Origin of the sequence: Pseudoxanthomonas sp. USHLN014 (assembly GCF_037153335.1) — a bacterium.
GTDB lineage: Bacteria > Pseudomonadota > Gammaproteobacteria > Xanthomonadales > Xanthomonadaceae > Pseudoxanthomonas_A > Pseudoxanthomonas_A winnipegensis.
Genome location: NZ_JBBCKO010000002.1, coordinates 541,312 through 564,381 on the forward strand (window position 1 = coordinate 541,312; position 23,070 = coordinate 564,381).

Consider the following 23,070-nt stretch of genomic DNA (forward strand, 5'->3'; position numbering starts at 1 on the left):
CTCAGAAGTCCAGCTTGAGGTTGAGCGCGACGGTGCGCGGCGCGCCGATCGCGAACTCGTTGAAACCGCCCTGCCAGTAGTTGCGGTCGAACACGTTGTCCACGCCCAGGCGGAGCATCGTCGGGTGGCCGCCCCAGCGCGTGGCGTAGCTGCCGCCCAGGTCGGTCACCGCATAGCCCTTGGCATAGACCGTGGCCTGCGAGGCGACGTTGTTGTAGACGGCGGTCTGTCCGTACCACTTCATGCTGGCGTAGGCGGCCAGGCCCGGCACTGCGTCGAAGGCATAGCTGGCATCCGCGGTGGCGCTGAAGCGCGGCGTGCCGGCGAGCTGGCGGCCGACCAGCCACGGCGTGCCGGTCTTGTCGTAGGTCGCATCCATCCAGATCGCCGAGGTGCCGACCTCGAACTGCGGGGTGAAGTGGTAGCGCGCTTCCAGCTCCAGGCCGTCGTAGCGCAGGTTGCCATCCTGCACGTAGACGTTGGCGGCGTTGGCGTACTCGGCGCCGCGGTTGATGCGGAACAGCGCCGCGCCCGTGGTCAACGCGCCGGTCTCGATCTTGTAGCCCAGCTCGTACTGGTCGCTCTGGATCGGCCCGAGCTGCTGGCCCGCGTTGGCATACCAGCTGCCCACGGTCGTGCCCTGCTCCAGCGACTCCACGTAGCTCAGGTACAGGGTCGAGTCGGGGGTGGGCTTGAACATCAGCGCCACCGTCGGCGTCCACACCGGCTTGCGGTAGCGCACGCTCACATCGGTGGTGTCCCAGGTGTAGGCCACCTGGCGGTAGCTGTTGAAGCGCGCGCCCAGCAGCGCCGACCAGCGATCGCTGAAGTGGATCGTGTCGCTGCCGAAGGCCGCGAACTGCTCGGTCTGCGAATACAGGAACATGTTGTGCGTGGCCGCGGCGGCGGTCCAGGCCAGCCGCACCCGGTCGGCCAGGCGCGCGCTGCCGATCACAGCCCACGAGCCGATGTTGCCGTCGCCCAGGTCCAGCTTCATCAGCTGCCAGGATGCGCCCACGACCAGATCGTGGCGCAGGGGACCGGTGTCCACGCTGCCCTGCACCAGCCCCTGGATGAAGCGGAAATCCCAGGCGTCCTTGCCGTCGAACACCCAGTCGTCATAGCGCCCATCGGGGCCGTCCAGTTCGAAGTACTCCTGCTTGAGCCGGTAGTGGTCGCGCAGTTCGCCGGCGCTGAGCGTGGCGCTCCAGTTGGGCGCGAAGTCCCAGCGCAGACTGGAGGTGAGCATCGAGAAGGTGTTGTAGTTCAACGTCGCCGGCGAGGAATAGTTGGTGCGGCCGGTCACGCCCTTGGGCAGGTACTTCAGGGCGTAGGCCCAGGGGTAGAAGTACGGCGTCGGCTCGTCGATGCGGCGATCCTGGTAGAGCGCATCGACCGACAGCACCAGATCCGGGGCGATCTTGTACTGCAGCGCGACGGCGGCGGCGTCGCGGTGGATCTCGCCGCCGGAATAGAAGCTGCCGGCCTCGTGCGTGGCGTTCAGTCGGTAGCCGAAGCGGCCGTCGTCGCCGGACTGTCCGCCGTAGTCCACATGCGCGCCGAACACCGCGTCGGTGCGGTAGAACAGGTCCACGCTGGCCACATCGCCCGCCGGCTTCTTGGTGACGTAGTTGACGATGCCGCCGGGCTGGCCGAAGCCGTACATGAAGCCGCTGGCGCCCTTGAGGATCTGCACCTGGTCCATCATCTCCAGCGGCAGGTTCACACCAAACAGCGCGGTCGGCATGCCGTTGACCTTCATGCTGTCCTCGAAGCTCAGCGGCAGGCCACGCACGACCAGGCGCGAGGACCAGCCGTTGTAGTCGCTGCCGGCGCTGCGCGAGACGCTGGCGTCGCGCGCGAACACGTCCAGCAGCGAGACCGGCTGGTACTTCTCCAGCTGCTGCGCATCGACGCTGTTGACCGAGAACGGCGTGTCCACCGCGGCCTTGTCGCCCAGCGCGCCGTTGCCTTCACTCTCGCGCTTGCCCTTGACCTGCAGCTTGTCGAGTTCCTTGACGTCCTTGCCGTCGGTGGTGGATTGGGCGGCCGCCGGCGACGCCGACAGGGCAAGCAGCAGCGCGGCAGCCAGCGGGCTGCAGACGAGGGCGGGGAGGCGCGAGGACAGGGAACGACGGGCGGCGGACATGGAGGTCTCCGGGACAGGCAGGCGTGGAGGGACAGGCCGCCACCTCGTCCCCCATCAGGAGACAAGCGGCAGCGGCGCGGGATGCGGGTGTTGAAACAGGTGGCAGTCGATGTCCGGCCATGAAGGCCGCGGCAATCGGCGGATCGGTCCCCTTACGCCGCTGACCGCTCCGGTCAGCGGGGATCCGCCTGCGGTCCCTGCACGCACATGGTCTGCGTAAAAACGGCGTGATCGCAATGCAGCATTTCTATCGAATGCATCAGGTCAGCTAATGGATTTCCCGCTGATCCCGAGCCGTTCCAGCGTCCTGGCCTGGCTCGTCTCCATGCGCAGCAGCAGCCAGCGCACCAGCTGCTCGAGCGCCGAGCCGGCCCGCATCGGCGCCAGCGACATCATCCGGTAGTGCGCGCTCGGGACCGGCACCACGCAGCAGGCCGGCACCAGCTGCCGCGACTGCAGCATGCGCTCGACGCTGACCGAGCGCGCCATCGCCAGGCCGTCGCCGTACATCGCGGCCTGGTAGGCCAGATAGGCCAGGTTGAAGCGCTGCTCGGCGGTGATCTTCCACGCATCGGCGCAGCGCGCGCCGCCCCCTTCGAACCACTCGCGCCACTCGGCGCCCTGGCGCTCGCCTTCCTGCCAGACGTTGTCGTCGTGCAGCGCCAGCACCTCGCGCCCGCCGGTGCACGTTTCCAGGCGGGAGAGCGTGGCCGGCGAGCACACCGGGAAAATCAGTTCGCGGAAACTGGCCAGCTGGTGCAGGCCGCTGACCTGCACGTGCGAGTAGCCGATCACCAGGTCGACCCGCTGGTCCTCCATCCAGTAGACGTCCGGCGCGACCATCTCGGCGCGGATGTGCACTTCCAGGCCCGGGCTGCCGCGGTACAGGTCGGGCAGATTGGGCATCAGCCACTCGATGGCCAGGGTCGGCGGGCAGGCGACCACCAGGGTCTGCTGGCGCAGGCGCCCGATCTGCACCAGCGCCTCGTTGACCGTGCCGGAGGCATCGTTGAACGCGGCCAGCAGCACCTCGCCGGCCCGGGTCAGGGAGATGCGGCGGTTGTGGCGCTCGAACAGGGGCACGCCCAGGCGCGCCTCCAGCCGCAGCACGCGCTGGCTGACCGCGCCCTGGGTCACGCTCAGCGCGGAGGCGGCCTGGGTGATGCTGCCCGCGCGCGCGGCCGCGCGGAAAAACCAGAGATCGGACAGCAGCTGGCTGTCCAGCCGCTGCAAAGCAGGTTGGCACCCCTCAAGCGATGGTGTGGACACGCAGCGGCCCCGGATCTGGGTGGCGTACCGCCTCCCCCACGGTCGCCCCCAGGGCCGCATCATGCAGAGCCGACGCGTCGGCGCGCAAGACACCGCGCGGGCGTTGGCGAGTGGTCTGAGCACGGCGATCCATCCCTTGCACCTTCGGCCGAAGCGCCGCGCGGCGCCGATCTCCCCAGGTTGCACGGCACGGGCCCAGGTGGTTCACTCGGCCCCTCGCCTGGCTGGATGCCACCCTGGGGCCAGCAGCGACCTACCGCTGTGTGAGGATTGCCCGCCCCCATGCGCCTTGCCGCTTCGATCCTTCCCCTGCTGGCGGCCTGCGTGGCATTGCCGGCCTGTTCGCGGGCCCCGCTGTCCGCGCCTTCCAAGGAGGAACCCGCCGTGACCACCGCCCCCCCTTCCGCCGCCGCCACGCCGCCCCCGCAGGCGGGTGCCGTCCTGCAGCGCGTGCTCGACCTGATCCAGGGCAGCCATGCGCTGGCGGATCTGACCCCGGCACGGGTCGAGCAGACGATGGGCATCCGCCTGGAGCGCGCGCGCGACGGCAGCGCCCGCTACGGCGTCGGTGCCGCGCTGGACCCACCGTGGTCCTACACGATCGAACTGGACGCCACGGCCCCGGATGCGGCCAAGTTCGCGTTCAACTTCACGCCGGCCTCGGCGGACGCGGCGATGACCCCGGTCTGCCAGCTGGACTACGACGCCTTCGGCCAGCGGCTCGAGGCGCTGGGCTTCACCCGCACCCCCTACAACGCCGAGCACGGGCGCCTGGTCAAGGAATGGTTTGACAAGCCGGGCCTGCGGGTGAGCGTCTATCCGCAGGGTGAGTCGGACGGCGCCGCCGAGCATCGCTGCGTACGCACGGTGACCATCCCCTAACGGCCAGGGAGTGCCGACATGCCACTGACCAAGGAAGCACAGGCGCTGGTCGATGCGCTCGCCAAACAGCCCGGCGTCACCGCCGACCAGGCCGCCAATCTCTCCGGCGTGATCAACCATTCGCCGGCGCTGGTCGACCAGATCAACCAGGCCGTCAAGCTCGGCCATCTCAAGCACATCGTGCCGCTGCCGCTGGGCACCCATGCCGGCGGCGAGTACAACGGCACGGCCAAGGAGATGCGTCTGCCTCTGTCGATGCTGACCAGTCCGCCCAAGGGCGTGCCCTTCGACGCCGGCGAACCCACCTTCGTGCTGGGGCACGAGTTGCAGCACGGCTTCAACCACGCCGCGACCGAGCAGGCCACCACGGCCTTCATCGCCGCCGCCAAGCACGTGGCCCAGGGCAAGGGCCCGACGCACGACTACACGGCCGCGCTTGGCGCGCTGATCGCCGCCAACCGTCGCGACGAGGCGGGCGCGGAGGTAGCCGGCTGGAACGCCCTGGTCAGCCGGGTCCAGCACGACAAGCCCAAGGCGACGCTGGAGGATGTCTACAACGCCAATCCCTTCCGCGCGGGCGATTTCATCGACCGCACCGGCGCACCGCCCAACTACCACTATGCCGCCAAGCCCAACATCACCCTGGGCAAGGACCTGCACATGCAGGCGACCTCGGCCAACCTCGAGGGCATGGGCCGCAATTACTTCGATCACCCGCCGGCGCAGGCGCGGCTGGGCCATCACGGCAACTCCGACTACGCCAACTACTACGGGGCCTGGGGCACGGGCGTGATCGTGCAGTCCGAGCGCGCCTATGGCGATGGCAAGGCACAGCTGCAGATGAACCTGAAACAGCTGCATCTGTCCGAGAAGCTGATGGAGCAGAACGGGCTCAACCTGGGCAGCGACACCTCGCCCATGCCCTATCGCGACACCAGCACCACCCCACCGACGGCGCACCACTTCGACCACACCGCCACGACCTTCACCCACGTCCCCATCGTGTTCCAGGGTGTGGCCGGTCCGATGGTCGAGCCGGCGCGCGAAGGGCCCTCGCGGCCCGGCCATCCCGACCACGCGTTGTTCAAGCAGATCGAGGCCGGCGTGGCCGCGCAGGGCCTGGCCCGCGGCGAGGATGCCGACCGCATGAGCCACAGCCTGCTCGCACTGGCCAAGGAACAGGGCATCAGCCGCGCCGACCACATCGTGCTCGGGCGCGGCGGCGAGGGCGGGCAGGTCAACGTGTTCGTGATCCAGGGCCAGCTGCAGGATCCCGCCCAGCGCCGCGCTTCGATCGACGCGGGCCAGGCCATGCAGACCCCGCAGGGCGCGTCGATCCAGCGGATCGAGCAGGCCAACGCCGCCCAGACGCCGGCCTCCCCGCAGCCGTCAGCGCCGGCCCAGGAGCCGGCGCGGCTGACACACTAGGCGCCCAGCCGCCAGAAGGTGCATCGCCATGCGGTTCCACAACCTGATCCCCAAGATCTTTTACGACCGGCTGGAGGACGGGCTGGCCTTCTTCGTCGATGCGCTGGGCTTCGCGGTGCTGTACCAGGACGCAGACATGGCGGTGGTCGCGCGCGACGGGGCCAAGGCCTACTTGGTGGAGAACGCCGAGTGGGCGGCCAAGGACCGGCCCGAACTGGGCATCGAGGTCGACGACATCGAGGCGGTGCACGCCGAGCTGGCCGCGCGCGCGCCGCAGCGGCTGCACCCCAACCTGCCCACGGTGCGGCTGCAGCCGTGGGGCGCGCGGGAATTCGCGATGCTCGACCCGAGCACGGTGTGTGTGGTCTTCCGCGAGTGGCCCAAGGCCTGACGACCCGGCCGTCGCCTTGGGTCAGAACGCCCTGAAGGCATCAACGCAGGCGTTGTCATCATTGCTCAGCAGAAACTCAGAAGGGGCAACGCATCGCTGGCGCCTGCAGCGGCGCTGATCTGCGTCTCTGACTCGTCGAACATTCTTCTCGTTGCGGCCTAACACCTAAGTTAAGTCGAGCCGTGAAGCGGCACCCATTTGAATTGAATGTCAGTCGCCAGCCGGCTCGCCCGAACTGGGCTTCGCTCTTGCTGTACTCGCCATGAGCTGGAGACCCTTGCGGCTAATGTAAAAGCCAACTTGTTGCCTAGATGAAGCGAGGTCGGCGGTACCACGAGGGCATTGGATCTGAAAGTTGAGTTGTGACAGGCGAAGCGCAAAGTTCTGCAAGTACTCAACATTGAAGTGGCTAGTAAGTATCTCGCGTCTCCTGACCCGTATCGTGCTAATCAGGTCCCGGCTCTCGGGCGACCACTGCCACATGCCATGGACTAGCGCATCTCGCGGCTCCTTCATTCTGAGAATTTCGTCATGGACCTTTTGCAGGACGGTAGCTCGCTCGCCTTCTGCTTTGTCTACAACTCGCCCTTTCCACAAAGCAAGTACTTGCGTGAACTGAATATTGTTCATCGCTTTTGGCAGGTCAGTAGCTTGAATATCAGGATCGTCGAAGCTGCGAAGGGCCTGAATAAAGACTTCATGCTCCAATGCTCCCCAGTGAGCTACGATCATTCCTATAAGAAAAATTTCACGCTCGGATAGCTGAAGATCCAGTGTTAGAATTCCTTCTTGATCACTGGTCATTGATGATCTCCAGCTGGTGCCGAACCCTTGAATTAGGCCTCTTAGGCCTCGCCGCGAAGCGGCGTCGGCTTGAATTAATTTTTAGACATCACGCGAATATGTCTAACAAATGCTTTGCTATCGTTCCAAGGACCGCGCCAACTATGGCGATTCCGATCTTGCGAGGAACAGAGTTCGCCTTACGCAGCTCCTCGCTCATCTTGTCAATAGTTTCAGCTTGCTTTACCGAATTGGCAGAGAGGTCGGAAAGTGACTTCTCGATTGTCGCATTAGAAAGAGAGCTGGACTTTATTTCATCCGCCGTAAGCGGACGGATGGATGAGCCATACCTTGCATAATATCCGCCAGACGATGCAACCAGTGATGCGGCCTTTTTTACTTTTACGTACGCAACATTGGCGCCTCCAACCTGGACGATGCCGGACTCTGCCTCGATGTTAGGACTTACCTTTTTGAGCGCAGTGGAAATTGCATATTTTGCTCGGTCCGGCTTGATGCCGACAAATGTTGCTGGTTCTTTGATTCCAATTAGGAGAGTGCCTCCTTTGGTGTTCGCAAAAGCGGCAAGATGACTGGCAATCGTGTCTGGGGTTGGGACAGATGTTTTAAGCTCGAGAGTCTCGCTCTCGCCGGCGGACACAAGGCTGTTGATTTCACTTGGCTGTAGCGACACGACTCCCCCTAATGACGTCTAATGCCTAAGTTAAACCGACTCGCTAGCTAGCAATCTCAACACAAATGCGGCGACTGCGAAAATCCCCAAGAGCCTGAGAACAGCTAGACCTGTCCTGGGAGCCCTCGGCCATGACATTCTCCTCATAGCACCCCAACTACTAGTAGATCCCAGTCAGGGGTTCTCTCCGGATTCTGTCTAGGGGCCCACCCTGCGTCAATCAGCAAGTTCCTACTGTGCGTCGCGGTTTGCGGTGAGGGCGCGCGCACTACTTTTAGTTGCTTTGAGCGGGTCTAGCGCAGTCGGCCCCGCGATTACTGAACCATGTCCAGGCACTAGTGAGACACAAGCGTAGTTCCATCCCGAGCAGATCTAGCTGTGCGGTGGATTGAGCAGCCACTTCCACAGCCACCGCGCTCGAACGGATTGTCGCATCGTCAAACCATTCCGGTTCTCATAACACCCGGCAGAACACCGCCTTGAGGTAGCGCGATTCCTGCACGTGGGCCATGAAGGGATGGTCCGGGCCGGCGCCGGCCACCTTGAGGATCTGGATGGTGCGGCCGGAGAAGTAGGCCGCGCGGCGCAGCATGTCCAGGAACTGCTCCTCGCTCACCAGCCCGGTGCACGAGAACGTGGCGAACAGCCCGCCGGGCTTGACCACGCCCAGCGCGAGCTTGTTCATGTCCAGGTACTTCTTCAGCGCGGCGATGACCTGCTCGCGGTCGCGCGTCATCTTGGCCGGGTCCAGGATCACCACGTCATAGGCGTCGCCGCGCGCGGCCGCATCACGCAGGTACGGGAAGATGTCGGCCTGCACGAACTTGGGCTTGACGTTGTTCAGGCGCGCATTGCCCTTGGCGATGGCGATCACGTCCTGGTCGATGTCCACGCCCAGCACCTCGCTAGCCCCGCGCGCGGCGGCGTACACGGCGAAGCCGCCGGTGTTGCAGCACAGGTCGAGCACGGTCTTGCCTGCCACGTGCTGGCTCAGCCACTGGCGGTTCTCGCGCTGGTCGGCGAAGAAGCCGGTCTTGTGCGCGCCGGCCGGGTCGGCGCGGAACTTCACGCCGTACTCGGTGATGACCTCGCTCTCGGTGCCAGAGGTGCTGTGGAAGTCGAAGCTCTCCTGCTTCTGCACGTGCTCGTCGGCGAAGCTGTGGAAGCGGCAGCCCGGGAACTGCGCGCGCAGCGCGTCGAAGATCCACTCGCGATGGCGGAACATGCCGGCGGCGAAGAACTCCACCACGATCAGGTCGCCATAGCGGTCCACCACCAGGCCGGACAGGCCATCGCCCTCGGCATGCACCACGCGCCAGGCGTCGGTGGTCTCGTCCAGCCTGAGCACCTCGCGGCGCAGAGACACGGCCTGGGCGATCTTGTCGTGGAACCAGGCCGCATCGACCTGCACGTCCGGATCGGTCTCCAGGATGCGCACGGCGATGCGCGAATGGCCGTTGTAGAAGCCGCGCCCCACCCAGTCGCCGTCCACGCCGAACACATCGACGATGGTGCCCGGCTTGGGCTTCTGCGGCGGCTTGTCCACCAGTTTCTGGAAGATCCACGGATGGCTGGAACGCCAGGCGTTCTTCAGGCGGACGGCAGGATTGGGCATGTTCATCGGCCTATTGTAGAAGGCCGGGCACCTGTAGAGCGGAGCTTGCTCCGCTGGGCCTTCCCGATGATCCGGCTCAAAGGCAGCGGAGCGAGCTCCGCTCTACAAGGGGTCGCGGGCTGATTGGGAGAGGCGGCGGCGCCTACGGCAGCGCACTCGTCCCGGCTGCCGGAACACTGCGGTCCCCGCATGCCGGCTGCGGCGCTTTGCCCCGCCCTGCCCGGGGGGCCACAATGGCGCGCTTGGTCGCCGCCAGCCGCTGCCCCCGCCTCGATGCCCGGGCCGCCTTCGCCACCGGCGGCGTCACCCGTGCAGTCGCCCCCGCGCCTGCTGCCCCTGTCACTGCAAGAGAGACAACGCCCGCAATGTCCAGCACGCCCAAGATCCTGTACACGCTGACCGACGAAGCCCCGTTCCTGGCCACGCAGTCGTTCCTGCCCATCGTCGACGCCTATACCGACACCGCCGGCATCGTGGTCGAGACCCGCGACATCTCGCTGGCCGGGCGGATCCTGGCGCAGTTCCCCGACCTGCTGAGCGATGCGCAGAAGGTCTCCGACGACCTGACTGAACTGGGCGCGCTGGCCACCACGCCCGAGGCCAACATCATCAAGCTGCCCAACATCTCCGCCTCGGTGCCGCAGCTCAAGGCCGCGATCAAGGAGCTGCAGGACCAGGGCTATCCGCTGCCGGCCTACCCCGACGAGCCCAAAACCGACGCAGAGAAGGACGCCAAGGCGCGCTACGACCGAGTCAAGGGCAGCGCGGTCAACCCGGTGCTGCGCGAGGGCAACTCCGACCGCCGCGCGCCGCTGTCGGTGAAGAACTACGCCCGCAAGCACCCGCACCGCATGGGCAAGTGGTCTTCCGATTCGAAGACCCATGTGGCGCACATGGAGTCCGGCGACTTCTACGGTAGCGAGCGTTCGGCCACGCTGGGCGCGGCCGGCGCGCTGAAGATCACCTTCGTCGGCGCCGATGGGAGCAGCACGGTGCTCAAGGACAAGGTGGCGGTGAAGGAAGGCGAGGTGGTCGATGCCTCGGTGCTCAGCCGCAAGGCGCTGGCCAGCTTCATCGATGCGCAGATCGAGGACGCCAAGGCCAAGGGCGTGCTGTTCTCGGTGCACCTGAAGGCCACGATGATGAAGGTCTCCGACCCGGTGCTGTTCGGCATCGTGGTGGGCGAGTTCTACAAGGACGTGCTGGCCAAGCACGGCGAGGCGCTCAAGTCGGTGGGCTTCGACCCCAACAACGGCATCGGCGACCTGTACGCGGTGATCGGCAAGCTGCCGGCCGAGCAGGCCGAGGCGATCAAGGCCGACGTGGAGGCCGAGTACGCCAAGCGCCCGGCGCTGGCGATGGTCAACTCCGACAAGGGCATCACCAACCTGCATGTGCCCAGCGACGTCATCATCGACGCCTCGATGCCGGCGATGATCCGCGACAGCGGCAAGATGTGGAACGCCAAGGGCGAGCTGCAGGACACCAAGGCCGTGATCCCCGACCGCAGCTATGCCGGCGTGTATCAGGTGGTGATCGAGGACTGCAAGGCGCGCGGCGCGTTCGACCCGGCCACCATGGGCAGCGTGCCCAACGTCGGCCTGATGGCGCAGAAGGCAGAGGAATACGGCAGCCACGACAAGACCTTCGTCATCCCCGGCGACGGCAAGGTGGTGGTGACCGACGATGCCGGCGCGACGGTGTTCGAACACGCGGTGGAAGCCGGCGACGTGTGGCGCATGTGCCAGACCAAGGACGCGCCGATCCAGGACTGGGTCAAGCTGGCCGTCACCCGCGCGCGCCTGAGCGGCACGCCGGCGGTGTTCTGGCTGGATCCGCAGCGCGCGCACGACGCGCAGCTGATCGCCAAGGTCGAGCAGTACCTCAAGGACCACGACACCACCGGCCTGGACATCCGCATCCTCTCGCCGGTGGAGGCCACCGCGCTGTCGCTGGAACGCATCCGCAAGGGCGAGGACACCATCTCGGTCACCGGCAACGTGCTGCGCGACTACCTCACCGACCTGTTCCCGATCATGGAGCTGGGCACCAGCGCCAAGATGCTCTCCATCGTGCCGCTGATGGCCGGCGGCGGGCTGTTCGAGACCGGCGCCGGCGGCAGCGCGCCCAAGCACGTGCAGCAGTTCGTCGAAGAGGGCTACCTGCGCTGGGATTCGCTGGGCGAGTTCCTGGCGCTGGCCGCCTCGCTGGAGCACCTGGGCCAGACCTACGACAACCCCGCGGCGCTGACCCTGGCCAAGGCGCTGGACGTGGCCAACGGCCAGTTCCTGGACAGCAACAAGTCGCCGGCGCGCAAGGTCGGCGAGATCGACAACCGCGGCAGCCACTTCTACCTGGCCCTGTACTGGGCCCAGGCCCTGGCCGCGCAGGACGAGCATGCCGAGCTGAAGGCCAAGTTCGCCCCGCTGGCCAAGGCGCTGGCCGAGCAGGAGGCCACCATCGTGGCCGAGCTCAACGGTGCCCAGGGCCGTCCGCAGGACATCGGCGGCTACTACCACCCGGACCTGACCAAGTGCGCCGCCGCCATGCGCCCGAGCCAGACCTTCAACGACGCGCTGGCCAAGCTGGGCAAGTAAGCCGCCTCGACGCGTGACCCCGACGGGCCGCCTGCCGCAAAGCAGGCGGCCCGTCTGCGTTTGGGGCCGTCCTCAGCGGAACCCGGTGAGCGGTGCGTTCGCGCGCGCCGACTGGGCCTGCTTGCGCGCCAGGCGCCGCGCGCGCTTGATCCTGCGGGCGCGCTGCGCGGCGGTGTCCTGCGCGGGCTCGACGCCCGCCAGGGAGCGGGCCAGCTCCACATCGACGATATGCCCGTGGTGGAACAGAAGGGCCTTGAACAGGTTCATATCGGCATCTCCACTTGAGTGGAATCGACAATAGGCGCAGGCTCAGGCCCCGAGAAGCGAAGCTTTCGCAAGCGAGTCTTGAATCCAGCTCAAGGGAAGTTCCATGTCGCGTCCCCCGCTGCACGCCCTGCAGGGCTTCGTCATCGCCGCGCGCTTGGGCAACCTCTCGCGTGCCGCCGACGCGATGCATCTGACGGTCAGCGCGCTCAGTCATCAGATGCGCGGCCTCGAGCAGCGCCTGGGCTACCGCCTGCTGGAACGGCACGCACGCGGCGTACGCGTGACCGGGGACGGCCAGCGCCTGCTCGATCGCATCGGCCCGCACCTGGATGCCATCGCCCAGGCCTTCACGCCCTACGCGGCGCGGCGCGAGGACGTGCTGACACTGAGCATCACGCCCTCCATGGCGTCGGCCTGGCTGGTACCGCGGCTGAGCGGGTTCCTGGCACTGCATCCCAAGATCGAGGTCAACCTGCTGTCGAGCGAGGCGCTGGTGGACTTCGCCCGCGAGCCGCAGATCGACGCGGCGCTGCGCATCGGCCACGGCGTCTGGCCCGACGTGATGGCCGAACCCCTGTTCGAGGAATGGCTCACGCCCATGGCCAGCCCCGCGCTGATCCGGCGCATGGGCGGCAAGCGCCGGCCGCTGGTCGAATGGCCGCTGCTCGGCGACCCGGACGGCGAGTGGGAGCGCTGGTTCGCGCAGGAGGGCCTGACACCACCTGCGCGCTACGTGGCCGTGCTCAACAGCTCCGAATCGCACCATCGCGCCGCCATGGACGGCGTAGGCGTGGCCCTGGGCCGGATCACGCGCGCGCGGCTGCTGCTGGAGTCGGGCGATCTGGTACCGCTGTCGACGCGGCGGCTGAAGACCGCCTGGTCGCATTATCTCGTCTATCCGGAACGTTCCGCCCACCACCGCGGTTTCCTCGCCTTCCGCGACTGGCTGCGCGGCCAGGCACAGGAGCACGCGCAACAGACGCAGACGATGCCGGGCAGAACGACGACGGCGAGCGCCGCGCGCCAGCGACGCCGCCGCTGAGCCGGCATGCGCGTGCAGCAGCGCGGTCAGTCGCGCGCGGGCGCGACGCGTTCCAGCGCGTCGATGTCGCCGGCGACGATCCGGTCCAGGTGCGCGGTGATGTGCGCGACCGGCCAGTCCCACCAGGCGATGGCCTCCAGCCGGGCAACCTGCTCGGGCGCGAAGCGCGCCTTGATCGGCCGCGCGGGGTTGCCGCCGACGATGGTGTAGGCCGGCACGTCGGCGGTGACCACCGCGCGCGCCGAGACGATCGCGCCGTTGCCGATGCGCACGCCCGGCATGATCAGGGCCTCGTAGCCGATCCACACGTCGTGGCCGATCACCGTATCGCCCTTGTACGGCAGCTCGCCCGGCTGCGGCATCACTGTCTCCCAGCCGTGGCCGAAGATCTGGAACGGATAGGTCGAGATGCCGGACAGCTTGTGGTTGGCACCGTTCATGATGAACTTCGCGCCGCGCGCGATCGCGCAGAACCTGCCGATCACCAGCCGGTCGCCGATGAAGGGAAAGTGGTAGAGCACGTTGCGCTCGAAGCCCTCGGAGTCTTCCGGGTCGTCGTAGTAGGTGTACTCGCCGATCTCGATCAGCGGGTTGCGCACGGTGTTGCGGATGAAACACACCTGGGGAAAGCCCTGCATCGGATGCGGGGTCTCGGGACTGGGGCCGTGCATGCGGCATGCCTCGTCATCGAAGGAGGGCGCCGATGGTAACCAGTGGCGGGAGGCTAGGCGGTCAGCCGCGCGGAGGCTTCCTGGCGGGCGCCTTCTTGGCCGCGGCCTTCTTTGCCGGCGCCTTCTTGGCCGCCTTCGGCTTGGGCAGGGGCAAGGCGTCGGCGGTGGCGCGCAGCAGGCGCCGCAGCGCGTCGGTGTCCTCCAGCGCATCGGCCAGCAGATAGTGCGGCTTGGCGCCCGGATACGGCGGCTGTTCGATCACCTCGTGCAGCAGGCCCCGGCCGGGCGCGGTCGGCTTGAGGAAGACCTGGTTGTCGCACACCAGCGCGACCACCTTGCCGTCCAGGTACAGCGCGTACTCGCCGAACATCTTCTTCGATTCCAGCGCCGCGCCCAGCCCGGCCTGGGCGTGCACGTAGTCGATGAAGTCCGCGTCGGTTGCCATGGGTGTCCTCAAGCTTCTTCAGGGAATGCCGTTGCCGCCGTGGGCACGATAGCCGGCCCGCGTCTCCAGGCGTGCGATCCAGGCATCGACGGCCGGCAGCACCGGTCGCGCCATCGGCGTCATCCGCCAGCGGTTGGCCGACAGCCCCAGCACGATGTCGGCCAGGGTGAAGTCCGCGCCGGCGACGAAGGCGCCGGTCGTGGCCAGCTGCGCGTCCAGCAGGCCCATCAGCCGGTTCCAGGCCGAGATGCTGGCCTCCACCGCGCCGGCGTCCTGGGTCAGCGGCGCGCGCCGCACCAGCGCCATGAAGGCCGGACGCCACGCGCCGTTGAGCTCGGTGGCCTGCCAGTCCATCCACTGTTCCACCCGCGCCCGCGCCAGGGGCTCGATGGGCAGCAGGTCGTGACGCCGCTGGCGCGCGGCCAGGTAGCGGCAGACGGTGTTGGATTCCCACAGCACCGCGCTGCCATCGATCAGCACCGGCACCAGGCCGTTGGGATTGAGCGCACGCAGCGCGTCCGCATCGCCGGGGCCGTCCATCGCGTCATGCGCCAGCGCCAGGTCCAGCTCGTCCGCCAGCCACAGCACCTTGCGCACGTTGATCGAGGTGGGCTTGCCGAGGAGTTTCAGCATGGCTTCGCTTCAGTCGCTGGCGATATGCCAGCACACGCCGGCCAGGTCGATCATGTGCACTTCGCGGCCCCAGGGGAAGTCGGTCGGCGTGCCGAGGCGGAAGCCGGGAAAGCGCTGCTCCAATCCGCGCCCGGCCATCTCGCCCCACCATGCATCCACGTCGGGCACGACCACGCGCAGCATCAGGTTGCGGGCGACATGGTCGTCGTGGAAGTCCTGCAGGATGAAGGACACCGGGCCGCTGCGGAATCCGCACACATCGCCGGCCTCCCAGTCCTCGACGAAGTCCAGCGCGGCGAACAGGCGCCGGCTAGCGGCGAAATCCGCGCCGCCCGGCACGAAGGGCTGCAACGCGGTCAAGGTGGTGGCCTGCATGTTCGGCTCCGGTCAGGTCGTGGGTAGGGGGATCCCCGCGGCATCCTTGACGGTGCGCAGGACGAAGCTGGAGTTGACGTCGGCCACGCCGGCCTGGGCCAGCAGCCGGTCCAGCAGGAAGCGCGAGAAGTGGTCCAGGTCGCGCACCAGGATGTGCAGCAGATAGTCCATGTCGCCGGTCAGCGCATGGCAGGCGACGACCTCGTCCCAGCTGGTCACGGCGGTGGCGAAGCGCTCGATCGCCGGCTGGTCGTGCTGGGCCAGCTGGACGCGCACGAAGGCCTGCAGGCCCAGGCCCAGCGCGCGCGCCTCCAGCCTGGCGCCGTAGCCGGCGATGACACCGGCCGCCTCCAGGCGCTGGATGCGGCGCAGGCAGGCCGAGGGCGAGAGGTTGATGCGCGCGGCCAGCTCCGCGTTGCTGGCGCGGCCGTCGGTCTGCAGCAGGGCCAGCAGACGAAGATCCGTGCGATCGAGCGGGCTTGGTACGTCCATTTGTCGCGTCGCAACATGCAATGACGCAACAAGATTGCGCCCTGATGGCTAGATCCTGCAACTTTCGCAAGCCCGTTGCGCGCGCTTGCCGGTAGCGTGGGAGCCTGCCTTTGCTGCCCGCGGGAGACCGCCATGGACACCACGCCGCGCCGCGTCGAGAACCAGCTCACGGACAAGGGCTATGTGCCTGTCTACACCACGGCCGTGGTCGAGCAGCCCTGGGCCAGCTACAGCGCCGCCGATCACCGAACCTGGGGCCAGCTGTTCGAACGCCAGCGCGCGCTGCTGGTGGGCCGTGCCTGCGATGAGTTCCTCGCCGCGCAGGATGCGATGGGCCTGAGCGCGGACGAGATCCCGCGCTTCGACGATCTCAACGTGGTGCTGGGCGCGGCCACCGGCTGGCAGCTGGTGGGCGTGGAAGGCCTGCTGCCGGAGCTGGACTTCTTCGAGCACCTAGCGCACCGGCGCTTCCCGGTGACCTGGTGGATCCGGCGGCCCGAGCAGATCGACTACATCGCCGAGCCGGACCTGTTCCACGACCTGTTCGGCCATGTGCCGCTGCTGATGAACCCGCTGTTCGCCGACTACATGCAGGCCTACGGGCGCGGCGGGGTCAAGGCGCATGGCATCGGCCCGCAGGCGCTGGTCAACCTGACCCGGCTGTACTGGTACACGGTGGAGTTCGGCCTGATCGACACGCCGCAGGGCCTGCGCATCTACGGCGCCGGCATCGTCTCGTCGAAGGGCGAGTCGCTGTACTGCCTGGAGTCGGCCGCGCCCAACCGGATCGGCTTCGACCTGACGCGGGTGATGCGCACGCGCTACCGCATCGACGACTACCAGAAGACCTACTTCGTCATCGACAGCTTCGAACAGCTGATCCAGGCCACCGCGCCGGACTTCACCCCGCTCTACGCCGAGCTCGAGCATGCCGAGGCGCTGCCCGCCGGGCGCGTGCTGGACCGGGATCGCGTCTTCCAGCGCGGCACCGGTGAGGGCTGGGCCGACGGCAGGGACGTGTGAGGCGCGGCGACGCGGAGGAGATGTCGCCGCGCTAAGCTCGCCGCATCGGTCCCGGAGGGCGTGGCGATGAAGCGATGGATGCTGCTGCTGGCGTTGTGCTGCGGTGGCGCGGCCGATGCGACCTCGATCGTCCACCTGCCGCTCTCCGAGATCCTGGCCAAGTCCGATCACGTCATCGTCGGCCGCGTCGTCGAAGTGGACATGATCGATGGTCAGGGACGGCCGGTCACCGATCTGGAGGCGCGCACGGGGCCTGGATTCGCGAATCTCATCCGCTATCGCGTGCACGTCGAGGACGTCATGCAGACCAATGCGGCGCGCGTGCCGGCGGTGCTGGTGATCCAAGAATGGCCCGGCTGGATCATGACGCTCGGCGGCATGAAGGCATCGGTCACCGGCAAGCAGTTCGTGTTCCTGCTCAGCGGCGCCGATTTCCATCCCACCAATGCGGCGCAGTTCCGCTATCGGCTGGATTCGCAGGAGTGGAAGGACCTGAGCCCATCGCCCTGAGCTCCGCGGCACGTGTCGCGTCCGCGCGACGGCGCGCCATCTGCGAGGATTAGCATCCGGGCCTGTTCCATTGGGCAAGGGAAACGGCGATGCGCTGGATGCAGGTCCTGCTGTTGCTGGTCGTGGCGGTCTCGGCGCAGGCCGCCGAGCGGCCTTCGGCCGAAACCCCCGAAGAGCTCAGACACCGGATCCTGCTGTGGCCGGGTGGCACCGGGCCGGGCTCGGAAGGCGCACCGGCGCAGCCGACCATCGTCGACCACAGCGACGATCCGGCGGTGCCGGACCGTTCCATCCGCGGCATCCGCGCGCCGTACATGGTCGTGTACCGGCCGGCGCATCCGAACGGCAGTGCGCTGCTGGTGGTGCCCGGCGGCGGCTATGCGCACATCGTGATCGACAACGAAGGCACCTCCCTGGTGCCGGCCTTCGCCGACCGGGCCGGCATCACCCTGTTCGTGCTGCGCTACCGGCTGCCGGACGAGGGTCATGCCGATGGCCGCGACGCGCCGCTGGCCGATGCGCAGCGCGCGCTGCGCCTGATCCGGGCGCATGCGAAGGAGGACGGCCTGGACCCGGCGCGCGTAGGGGTGATGGGCTTCTCCGCCGGTGGCCATGTCGCGGCCAGTCTGTCCACGCGCTTCGACGATGCGGTGTACGCGCCGGTGGATGCGGCCGACCGCCTCAGCGCGCGGCCGGATTTCGCGCTGCTGATCTATCCGGTGATCGACATGGGCAATGCCATCGGCCATACCGGCTCGCGCAAGCGCCTGCTGGGGCCGCGTCCGGATGCGCAGCTGGTGCACGACTTCTCCATGCAGAACCGCGTGAGCGCGCGCACGCCGCCGACCTTCCTGCTGGCCGCGCAGGACGACGACGTGGTGCCGGTGCAGAACACGCTGGTGTACGAACAGGCGCTGCTCGGTGCCGGAGTCTCCAGCGAGCTGCATATCTTTCCCAAGGGCGGCCACGGTTTCGGCGTGCGCCGCGTCCAGGGCCTGCCCCTGGCGGCCTGGCCGCGGCTGGCGGTGGATTGGATCGGCTGGCAGACGACGCCGCCGCCAGCGCGCTGAGCGCGCCTTTGCCCCCTCCCTTTCGCCGCAGGCGAAGGGGAGGGATGGGGAGGGGTCGCTCTTCGCGGGGAGCCTTGGGTGCCGGAGATTCACCGCGAAGAGCACCCCCTCCCAGCCTCCCCCTTGCGCTCCGCGCAAAGGGGAGGAGCAGGTCTTGCAAACTGGCGCACCCCGCATGTCGCAGGCGCCGTCCACCCCTCGCACCGCGCACGCTTTTTGCCTCCTCCCTTTCTTGCACGGGTTGGGACTGACGCACCTCGCGCTGGTGGGAGAAGCGCGACCAGCGTGTCGAGTCGCGCGCGCCTTCGCGCGTGGCCTGCGGGTGAGGCGGTAGGCTGGTGGGCCCCTGCGTCGCTTCGGTTGTGCTTCTTGAATCCCTCTGCGCTTTACCCCGCCTTCCTGTTCGATATGGATGGCACGCTGCTGACTTCGATCGCCGCCGCCGAACGCGTGTGGACGCGCTGGGCGCTGCGGCATGGCCTGGACCCGGCCACCTTCGTGCCGACCATCCACGGCGCGCGGGCCATCGACACCATCGCCGGCCTCGGCCTGCCGGGCGTGGATGCGCAGGCCGAGGCGGAAGGCATCACGCGCGATGAGATCGCCGACGTCGAGGGCGTCGCGCCCATCGCCGGCGCGGCGGCGTTCATCGCGGGCCTGCCGGCCACGCGCTGGGCGGTGGTGACCTCGGCGCCGCGGGCGTTGGCGCTGCGCCGCATGCAGGCCGCCGGCCTGGCGCTGCCGGCGGTGCTGGTCACCGCCGAGGACGTGGTCCACGGCAAGCCCGATCCGGCCGGCTATCGCCTGGCCGCCGCGCGGCTGGGCGTGGCGGCCGAAGACTGCCTGGTGTTCGAGGACGCGCCGGCCGGCATCGCCGCGGCCGAGGCCGCCGGCGCGGACGTGCTGGTGATCCAGGCCGCGCATGCGCACCCGCTGGAGACGCCGCACCGGCAGGTGCGCGACTACCTGGCGCTCCAGGCGCGCGTGACGCCCGATGGCCTGCAGTTGCTGGACGCCGGCTGACGCACCACGCCGCCACCGGGCCGCCCTAACCCGGCGTTCACGGTGCTGACCGGAGGATCCTGCGAACCCCGTTCCTGTTCTGAACAGGGGATCTGCCGGATACGACCGATGCGCCCCAATGCCGATGAGCTGTTCGACGAACTGGCCCAGCTTGACCTGACCCTGGACGCGATCGCCGCCTGCGCCGGCGGCGCCAACCTGGCCTTGCAGCAGGCGCTGCAGCGCCATGTGCGCAGCCTGCGCATCTTCCTGGACATGGACGCGGCGGCGGTGCTGCATGACGTCGCCGAGGCGGCCCAGCGTCTGCTCGAAGCGAACGAACCGCGCGTGCTGGAAACCGCCCAGCGCGACCTTGCCCGCATGCGCGCCCTGATGGACGCGATGCTGCGACGTCAGGCCGGGCAGCAGGCCACGGCCGCCTGAGGCGGCCCGCGGCGATCCGGAGAGCGGTCTCCATTTCGGCCAACGCCGGGCAGGCCGCCAGCGCTACTCCTCCAGGAACGCGGCGCGGTGACGCCGCACCCAGGCCGTGACATCGGTGCGTTCGAGATCCGTCAGCGGGAAGGGGTACGGACCTGGCTGGGTGAGAATCGCATCGGCCTCATCCGGAAAGGAGGCAAAGTAGCGGAACTTGGACGCGATCCGCGCGCCCATGCCAGCGCCCAGGGCGGCCTCCACCTCCTGTTCGAATGCGTCGACCGGCTGCGCCCGGTAGACGACAGGCCGGCCGAGCCCCTCGCTCAGGCAGGCCGCCAGCGCGGGCCCGTCCAGGTCGCGCGCGCCGCCGATCCGGTAGTCGCCCGTCGCGCCGCTTCCCAACAAGGCGACGGCGGCGCGCGCGCAGTCGTCGGCCGAAGTCCAGGCGATGCGCTGGGTGGCGGCGATTGGGGGCGAGAACACGCCGTCCTCGACGATGTCCCTGCGCGCCGAGGGCTTGAGCAGGTTGTCCAGATACATCGTCGGGCGCACGCACGCGAACGACAGCCCCGCCTCGCGCAGCGCCGCTTCCACCCGCGCATTGCCAACGAAGCTCGGTTCGGCGCAGGGCGCCGGGCGGCTCGCGCTGGCGAGCTTCAGCACCACCGCACCCACGCCGGCCGCGACGGTCGCCTGTGCCGCGCGCCGCGCCTGCGCCACCATGGTGTCGGACGGGCCGGTGGGAATCTGCAGCACCACGGCATCCACGCCGACGCTGGCGGCGCGCAAGGCGTCCAGATCGTCGAGGTCCGCCTCGACGGTTTCGACGCCGCTTTCGGAGGACCAGACGGTGTGGGCGCGGAGACGCACCATGGCGCGCACGGCGAAGCCGCGCGCGAGCGCGGCCCGCACGACGGCGCCGCCCTGGACGCCGTTGGCGAGATAGACGAGCACGCGGGGCATTGGGGTCTCGGAAAAGCGCATCGATTCGACTCCTGCAGGGGGGGCCTGATGGAACCGGATCGCGAGCGATGGCACCGAACAGGCCCGCGAGCGCACAAGGGCGCGGGACTGTCGGGGGCGCACACCGTGACGGTGTGGCCAGAGCTTTCCTCGGGGAGAGAAAAGGGCTTGGGCCTACCCAGACCAAGCGCTGCCATTTCGACCGGCGCAGTCTAGCAGCCGCGCGGCGGCCCACGTCATGCACGCCGGTGTTGAGGCCGTCAGTGCGTGGTGTCGCGCAGGTCCTGGCCCAGGCGGCGATAGAGGGTGCTGCGGCTGATGCCGAGCTTGCGCGCGGCGCGGGTGACGTTGCCGTCGCAGTCGGCCAGGGCCTGGCGCATCGCGGCTTCGGCCAGGGCGTCCAGGTCCTGTGCGCTGGCCGGGGCGGCGAGCGCGGTCGGGGCGACGAGCAGCGTCGGACGCTGGATGTGCAGGTAGGAGGGCAGCATGTCCACGCCGATGGTCTCGCCCGGTTCGCTGAGCGCCACCAGGGTGCGCAGGCAGGCGCTGAGCTGGCGCAGATTGCCGGGCCAGTCGTAGCTGGCCAGCAGGGCGTGGGCGTCGTCGGTCAGGCGCCGGCCCTGGCCCAGGCGCTGCCAGAGCGCGTGCACCAGCCCGGCGCGATCGCCGTGTTCGGCCAGCGCGGGGATGCGCACGGTGTGGTGGGCGATGCGGTAATACAGGTCGGGGCGGAAGCGGCCCTCGGCGATGGCCTGGTCCAGTTCGCGGTGGGTGGCGCAGATCAGGGCGAAGTCCAGCTTGACCGGCTTGCCGCCGCCCAGCGGCAGCAGCTCGCGCTCCTGCAGGACGCGCAGCAGCCGCGGCTGCAGGGCCAGCGGCATGTCGCCGATCTCGTCCAGGAACAGCACGCCGCCGTCGGCCTGGCGCAGCAGGCCGGGGTTGCCGTGCTTGCGCGCGCCGGTGAAGGCGCCGTCCTCGTAGCCGAACAGTTCGGCCTCGATCAGGCCCTCGGGCAGGGCGGCGCAGTTGACCGCGACGAACGGTCGGCCGGCGCGCGCGCAGCGGCGATGCAGTTCGCGTGCGAAGACTTCCTTGCCGGTGCCGGTCTGGCCCTGCACCAGCACCGGCAGGCCGGCATCGAGCACGCGCCGGGCGCGCGCCAGCGCGGCGTCCTGCTCGGCGTCGAACAGCGGCGCGTCGCTGGCCTGCGGGTCGACGGCGGCCGAGACGGTGATCGGCGGACGCGCGGCCGGACGCCGGGCACGGGCCTGGCCATCCTCGACGCGGCCGTGCAGCGCGCGGCCCTGGCGGTCGAGCAGCACGCCGTCGTCGCGCAGCCGGCTGGGCGCGTCGGCGAACAGGCCGGTGTAGGAAGCGCGGCCCAGTTCGCCGCGCTCCAGGCCGAACAGCTGCAGGCCGGCCTGGTTGGCGGCCACCAGTTTGCCGTTGCGGAAGGCCAGCAGGCCCTCGCGCGCGGTGCCCAGCAGCGCCGGGTCGCGGTGCAGGCGCAGCAGCTCGGCATCGGGAATGCCGTCGTCGAAGTAGCGATGCTCGATGCTGGCCACCGCCATCCGCGCCAGCCCCAGCGCGTGCATGTGCGAGACGCGCGCGTCGCCGGAGATGTCCAGCACGCCGATGCGCGTGCCGTAGGGGTCGAAGATCGGCGTGGCCGAGCAGCTGAGGATGCCGTGCGGTGCCAGGTAGTGCTCGCCGCCGTGGACGACCACCGGGCGGCCTTCGACGATGGCCGTGCCGATGGCGTTGGTGCCGACCTGGGCCTCGTTCCAGCAGGCGCCGGGCATCAGGGCCACGCGGCCGGCGCGGTCGAGGAAGCTGGCGCTGCCCTCGGCATCGAGGATCCAGCCGTCCTCGTCGGTGAGGATGACGATGCTGCCGGTGGCCGCCGCGTCGGAGGACAGCAGCTCCAGCTCGGCGCGCGCCAGGCGCCAGAGCTTCTCGTGGCGCTCGCGCATCTCGCTCAGGCGGGTGGCGCTGACCGGCTCGATCTGCGGCGCGCCCTGCGCCGGCAGGCCCAGCCGCTGACAGCGCACCCAGGAGCGCAGGATGGTGTCGGGCACCTTGCCCACCGGCGCGCCGCCGTGCTCGAAGAACGCGCGGCGTGCGGCGCCCAGGGCGCGATCCGAAGCAGTCAGCGGCTGTGCCATTCCCAACTCCTCAAGGTGTCGCATTTTGCGACAGCGCAACGGGGCGATGTCCCAATAAACATCACAGCGCGTCGACGCTTGCAACGGGTGGACGTGGTGCGCCGCAACAGCCGCGGGGCATGAACCTCGGCCCGCCGCGGCCCGGGGTCGTGACGCGGCGCAGCAC

At 68.6% G+C, this 23,070-nt stretch carries 23 protein-coding genes; 10 read left to right on the top strand and 13 right to left on the bottom strand.

Features of this window, described 5'->3' with window-relative positions; translation table 11 throughout:
• Window position 1 precedes the first annotated feature (1 nt).
• Both WFQ05_RS06305 and WFQ05_RS06310 read right to left on the bottom strand, forming a co-directional pair.
• A complete protein-coding gene (locus tag WFQ05_RS06305) occupies window positions 2–2,149 on the bottom strand; it encodes a TonB-dependent receptor (protein WP_337053127.1) in 2,148 nt (715 codons plus the stop codon).
• Between the two features lie 264 nt (window positions 2,150–2,413).
• Window positions 2,414–3,382: a LysR family transcriptional regulator gene (locus WFQ05_RS06310; RefSeq protein WP_337053128.1), complete on the bottom strand. Its 969-nt coding sequence runs from the start codon at window positions 3,380–3,382 to the stop codon at window positions 2,414–2,416.
• Window positions 3,383–3,802: 420 nt separating this feature from the next.
• Here WFQ05_RS06310 and WFQ05_RS06315 point away from each other — a divergent pair, with 420 nt between their 5' ends.
• The 3 genes from WFQ05_RS06315 to WFQ05_RS06325 are packed head-to-tail and all read left to right on the top strand — an operon-like array spanning window position 3,803 to window position 6,119.
• Complete coding sequence (locus tag WFQ05_RS06315) at window positions 3,803–4,300, top strand: hypothetical protein (protein WP_337053129.1); 498 nt, start codon at window positions 3,803–3,805, stop codon at window positions 4,298–4,300.
• Between the two features lie 18 nt (window positions 4,301–4,318).
• Window positions 4,319–5,728, top strand: coding sequence for an XVIPCD domain-containing protein (locus WFQ05_RS06320; RefSeq protein ID WP_337053130.1), 1,410 nt, complete (start codon window positions 4,319–4,321; stop codon window positions 5,726–5,728).
• A 28-nt stretch (window positions 5,729–5,756) separates the two neighbouring features.
• On the top strand, window positions 5,757–6,119 hold the full coding sequence (locus WFQ05_RS06325; protein ID WP_337053132.1) for a hypothetical protein: 363 nt from the start codon (window positions 5,757–5,759) through the stop codon (window positions 6,117–6,119).
• 210 nt (window positions 6,120–6,329) lie between these two features.
• Here WFQ05_RS06325 and WFQ05_RS06330 read toward each other — a convergent pair whose 3' ends face one another.
• From WFQ05_RS06330 to WFQ05_RS06340, 3 genes are all read right to left on the bottom strand, one after another.
• On the bottom strand, window positions 6,330–6,923 hold the full coding sequence (locus tag WFQ05_RS06330) for a hypothetical protein (protein WP_337053133.1): 594 nt from the start codon (window positions 6,921–6,923) through the stop codon (window positions 6,330–6,332).
• Between the two features lie 88 nt (window positions 6,924–7,011).
• Window positions 7,012–7,596 (bottom strand): ATP-binding protein, encoded by a 585-nt coding sequence (locus WFQ05_RS06335; RefSeq protein WP_337053134.1) that lies wholly within the window; start codon window positions 7,594–7,596, stop codon window positions 7,012–7,014.
• A gap of 454 nt (window positions 7,597–8,050) precedes the next feature.
• Window positions 8,051–9,217, bottom strand: a complete 1,167-nt coding sequence (locus WFQ05_RS06340; RefSeq protein ID WP_337053135.1) for a class I SAM-dependent rRNA methyltransferase — start codon at window positions 9,215–9,217, stop codon at window positions 8,051–8,053.
• Between the two features lie 359 nt (window positions 9,218–9,576).
• Here WFQ05_RS06340 and WFQ05_RS06345 point away from each other — a divergent pair, with 359 nt between their 5' ends.
• A complete protein-coding gene (locus WFQ05_RS06345; protein WP_337053136.1) occupies window positions 9,577–11,808 on the top strand; it encodes an NADP-dependent isocitrate dehydrogenase in 2,232 nt (743 codons plus the stop codon).
• 72 nt (window positions 11,809–11,880) lie between these two features.
• Here the strand turns inward: WFQ05_RS06345 and WFQ05_RS06350 are convergent, their stop codons facing one another.
• Window positions 11,881–12,075: a hypothetical protein gene (locus tag WFQ05_RS06350; protein ID WP_130524084.1), complete on the bottom strand. Its 195-nt coding sequence runs from the start codon at window positions 12,073–12,075 to the stop codon at window positions 11,881–11,883.
• A 103-nt stretch (window positions 12,076–12,178) separates the two neighbouring features.
• Between WFQ05_RS06350 and WFQ05_RS06355 the strand changes: the two genes are divergently transcribed.
• A complete protein-coding gene (locus WFQ05_RS06355; protein ID WP_337053137.1) occupies window positions 12,179–13,117 on the top strand; it encodes a LysR substrate-binding domain-containing protein in 939 nt (312 codons plus the stop codon).
• Between the two features lie 26 nt (window positions 13,118–13,143).
• On the opposite strand, the gene WFQ05_RS06360 is transcribed toward WFQ05_RS06355, so the two are convergent.
• The 5 genes from WFQ05_RS06360 to WFQ05_RS06380 all read right to left on the bottom strand — a co-directional run bounded on the left by WFQ05_RS06360 (window position 13,144) and on the right by WFQ05_RS06380 (window position 15,733).
• Window positions 13,144–13,788, bottom strand: coding sequence for a Vat family streptogramin A O-acetyltransferase (locus WFQ05_RS06360; protein ID WP_130534233.1), 645 nt, complete (start codon window positions 13,786–13,788; stop codon window positions 13,144–13,146).
• A 61-nt stretch (window positions 13,789–13,849) separates the two neighbouring features.
• Complete coding sequence (locus tag WFQ05_RS06365) at window positions 13,850–14,233, bottom strand: TfoX/Sxy family protein (RefSeq protein WP_337053139.1); 384 nt, start codon at window positions 14,231–14,233, stop codon at window positions 13,850–13,852.
• An 18-nt stretch (window positions 14,234–14,251) separates the two neighbouring features.
• Entirely contained in the window at window positions 14,252–14,866 is a 615-nt protein-coding gene (locus WFQ05_RS06370) for a glutathione S-transferase N-terminal domain-containing protein (protein ID WP_130532273.1), read from the bottom strand.
• A gap of 9 nt (window positions 14,867–14,875) precedes the next feature.
• Window positions 14,876–15,241 carry a glyoxalase gene (locus WFQ05_RS06375; protein ID WP_337053140.1) on the bottom strand — a complete coding sequence of 122 codons (366 nt, stop codon included), beginning with the start codon at window positions 15,239–15,241 and terminating at the stop codon, window positions 14,876–14,878.
• A gap of 12 nt (window positions 15,242–15,253) precedes the next feature.
• Window positions 15,254–15,733, bottom strand: coding sequence for an Lrp/AsnC family transcriptional regulator (locus WFQ05_RS06380; RefSeq protein ID WP_337053141.1), 480 nt, complete (start codon window positions 15,731–15,733; stop codon window positions 15,254–15,256).
• 132 nt (window positions 15,734–15,865) lie between these two features.
• Here WFQ05_RS06380 and phhA point away from each other — a divergent pair, with 132 nt between their 5' ends.
• The 5 genes from phhA (at window position 15,866) to WFQ05_RS06405 (ending at window position 19,782) form a co-directional block, all read left to right on the top strand.
• Entirely contained in the window at window positions 15,866–16,756 is an 891-nt protein-coding gene (gene phhA / locus WFQ05_RS06385) for a phenylalanine 4-monooxygenase (protein WP_337053142.1), read from the top strand.
• Between the two features lie 66 nt (window positions 16,757–16,822).
• Entirely contained in the window at window positions 16,823–17,266 is a 444-nt protein-coding gene (locus WFQ05_RS06390; RefSeq protein ID WP_337053143.1) for a hypothetical protein, read from the top strand.
• 98 nt (window positions 17,267–17,364) lie between these two features.
• Window positions 17,365–18,336, top strand: a complete 972-nt coding sequence (locus tag WFQ05_RS06395; protein WP_337053262.1) for an alpha/beta hydrolase — start codon at window positions 17,365–17,367, stop codon at window positions 18,334–18,336.
• Between the two features lie 369 nt (window positions 18,337–18,705).
• Window positions 18,706–19,359 (top strand): HAD-IA family hydrolase, encoded by a 654-nt coding sequence (locus tag WFQ05_RS06400; protein ID WP_337053144.1) that lies wholly within the window; start codon window positions 18,706–18,708, stop codon window positions 19,357–19,359.
• 108 nt (window positions 19,360–19,467) lie between these two features.
• A complete protein-coding gene (locus tag WFQ05_RS06405; protein WP_130532269.1) occupies window positions 19,468–19,782 on the top strand; it encodes a hypothetical protein in 315 nt (104 codons plus the stop codon).
• 63 nt (window positions 19,783–19,845) lie between these two features.
• On the opposite strand, the gene WFQ05_RS06410 is transcribed toward WFQ05_RS06405, so the two are convergent.
• Both WFQ05_RS06410 and WFQ05_RS06415 read right to left on the bottom strand, forming a co-directional pair.
• Complete coding sequence (locus tag WFQ05_RS06410; RefSeq protein WP_337053145.1) at window positions 19,846–20,760, bottom strand: NmrA family NAD(P)-binding protein; 915 nt, start codon at window positions 20,758–20,760, stop codon at window positions 19,846–19,848.
• A gap of 239 nt (window positions 20,761–20,999) precedes the next feature.
• A complete protein-coding gene (locus tag WFQ05_RS06415; protein ID WP_337053146.1) occupies window positions 21,000–22,904 on the bottom strand; it encodes a sigma-54-dependent Fis family transcriptional regulator in 1,905 nt (634 codons plus the stop codon).
• Between the last annotated feature and the right edge of the window lie 166 nt (window positions 22,905–23,070).

Bases quoted from the DNA above. Each gene is read 5' to 3' on its own strand.
- WFQ05_RS06340 (WP_337053135.1), bottom strand. From the start codon at position 9,217: ATGAACATGCCCAATCCTGCCGTCCGCCTGAAGAACGCCTGGCGTTCC.
- WFQ05_RS06410 (WP_337053145.1), bottom strand. From the start codon at position 20,760: ATGCGCTTTTCCGAGACCCCAATGCCCCGCGTGCTCGTCTATCTCGCC.
- WFQ05_RS06355 (WP_337053137.1), top strand. From the start codon at position 12,179: ATGTCGCGTCCCCCGCTGCACGCCCTGCAGGGCTTCGTCATCGCCGCG.
- WFQ05_RS06370 (WP_130532273.1), bottom strand. From the start codon at position 14,866: ATGCTGAAACTCCTCGGCAAGCCCACCTCGATCAACGTGCGCAAGGTG.
- WFQ05_RS06375 (WP_337053140.1), bottom strand. From the start codon at position 15,241: ATGCAGGCCACCACCTTGACCGCGTTGCAGCCCTTCGTGCCGGGCGGC.
- WFQ05_RS06325 (WP_337053132.1), top strand. From the start codon at position 5,757: ATGCGGTTCCACAACCTGATCCCCAAGATCTTTTACGACCGGCTGGAG.
- WFQ05_RS06405 (WP_130532269.1), top strand. From the start codon at position 19,468: ATGCGCCCCAATGCCGATGAGCTGTTCGACGAACTGGCCCAGCTTGAC.
- phhA (WP_337053142.1), top strand. From the start codon at position 15,866: ATGGACACCACGCCGCGCCGCGTCGAGAACCAGCTCACGGACAAGGGC.
- WFQ05_RS06395 (WP_337053262.1), top strand. From the start codon at position 17,365: ATGCAGGTCCTGCTGTTGCTGGTCGTGGCGGTCTCGGCGCAGGCCGCC.
- WFQ05_RS06390 (WP_337053143.1), top strand. From the start codon at position 16,823: ATGAAGCGATGGATGCTGCTGCTGGCGTTGTGCTGCGGTGGCGCGGCC.
- WFQ05_RS06350 (WP_130524084.1), bottom strand. From the start codon at position 12,075: ATGAACCTGTTCAAGGCCCTTCTGTTCCACCACGGGCATATCGTCGAT.
- WFQ05_RS06365 (WP_337053139.1), bottom strand. From the start codon at position 14,233: ATGGCAACCGACGCGGACTTCATCGACTACGTGCACGCCCAGGCCGGG.
- WFQ05_RS06360 (WP_130534233.1), bottom strand. From the start codon at position 13,788: ATGCACGGCCCCAGTCCCGAGACCCCGCATCCGATGCAGGGCTTTCCC.
- WFQ05_RS06415 (WP_337053146.1), bottom strand. From the start codon at position 22,904: ATGGCACAGCCGCTGACTGCTTCGGATCGCGCCCTGGGCGCCGCACGC.
- WFQ05_RS06345 (WP_337053136.1), top strand. From the start codon at position 9,577: ATGTCCAGCACGCCCAAGATCCTGTACACGCTGACCGACGAAGCCCCG.
- WFQ05_RS06305 (WP_337053127.1), bottom strand. From the start codon at position 2,149: ATGTCCGCCGCCCGTCGTTCCCTGTCCTCGCGCCTCCCCGCCCTCGTC.
- WFQ05_RS06330 (WP_337053133.1), bottom strand. From the start codon at position 6,923: ATGACCAGTGATCAAGAAGGAATTCTAACACTGGATCTTCAGCTATCC.
- WFQ05_RS06380 (WP_337053141.1), bottom strand. From the start codon at position 15,733: ATGGACGTACCAAGCCCGCTCGATCGCACGGATCTTCGTCTGCTGGCC.
- WFQ05_RS06320 (WP_337053130.1), top strand. From the start codon at position 4,319: ATGCCACTGACCAAGGAAGCACAGGCGCTGGTCGATGCGCTCGCCAAA.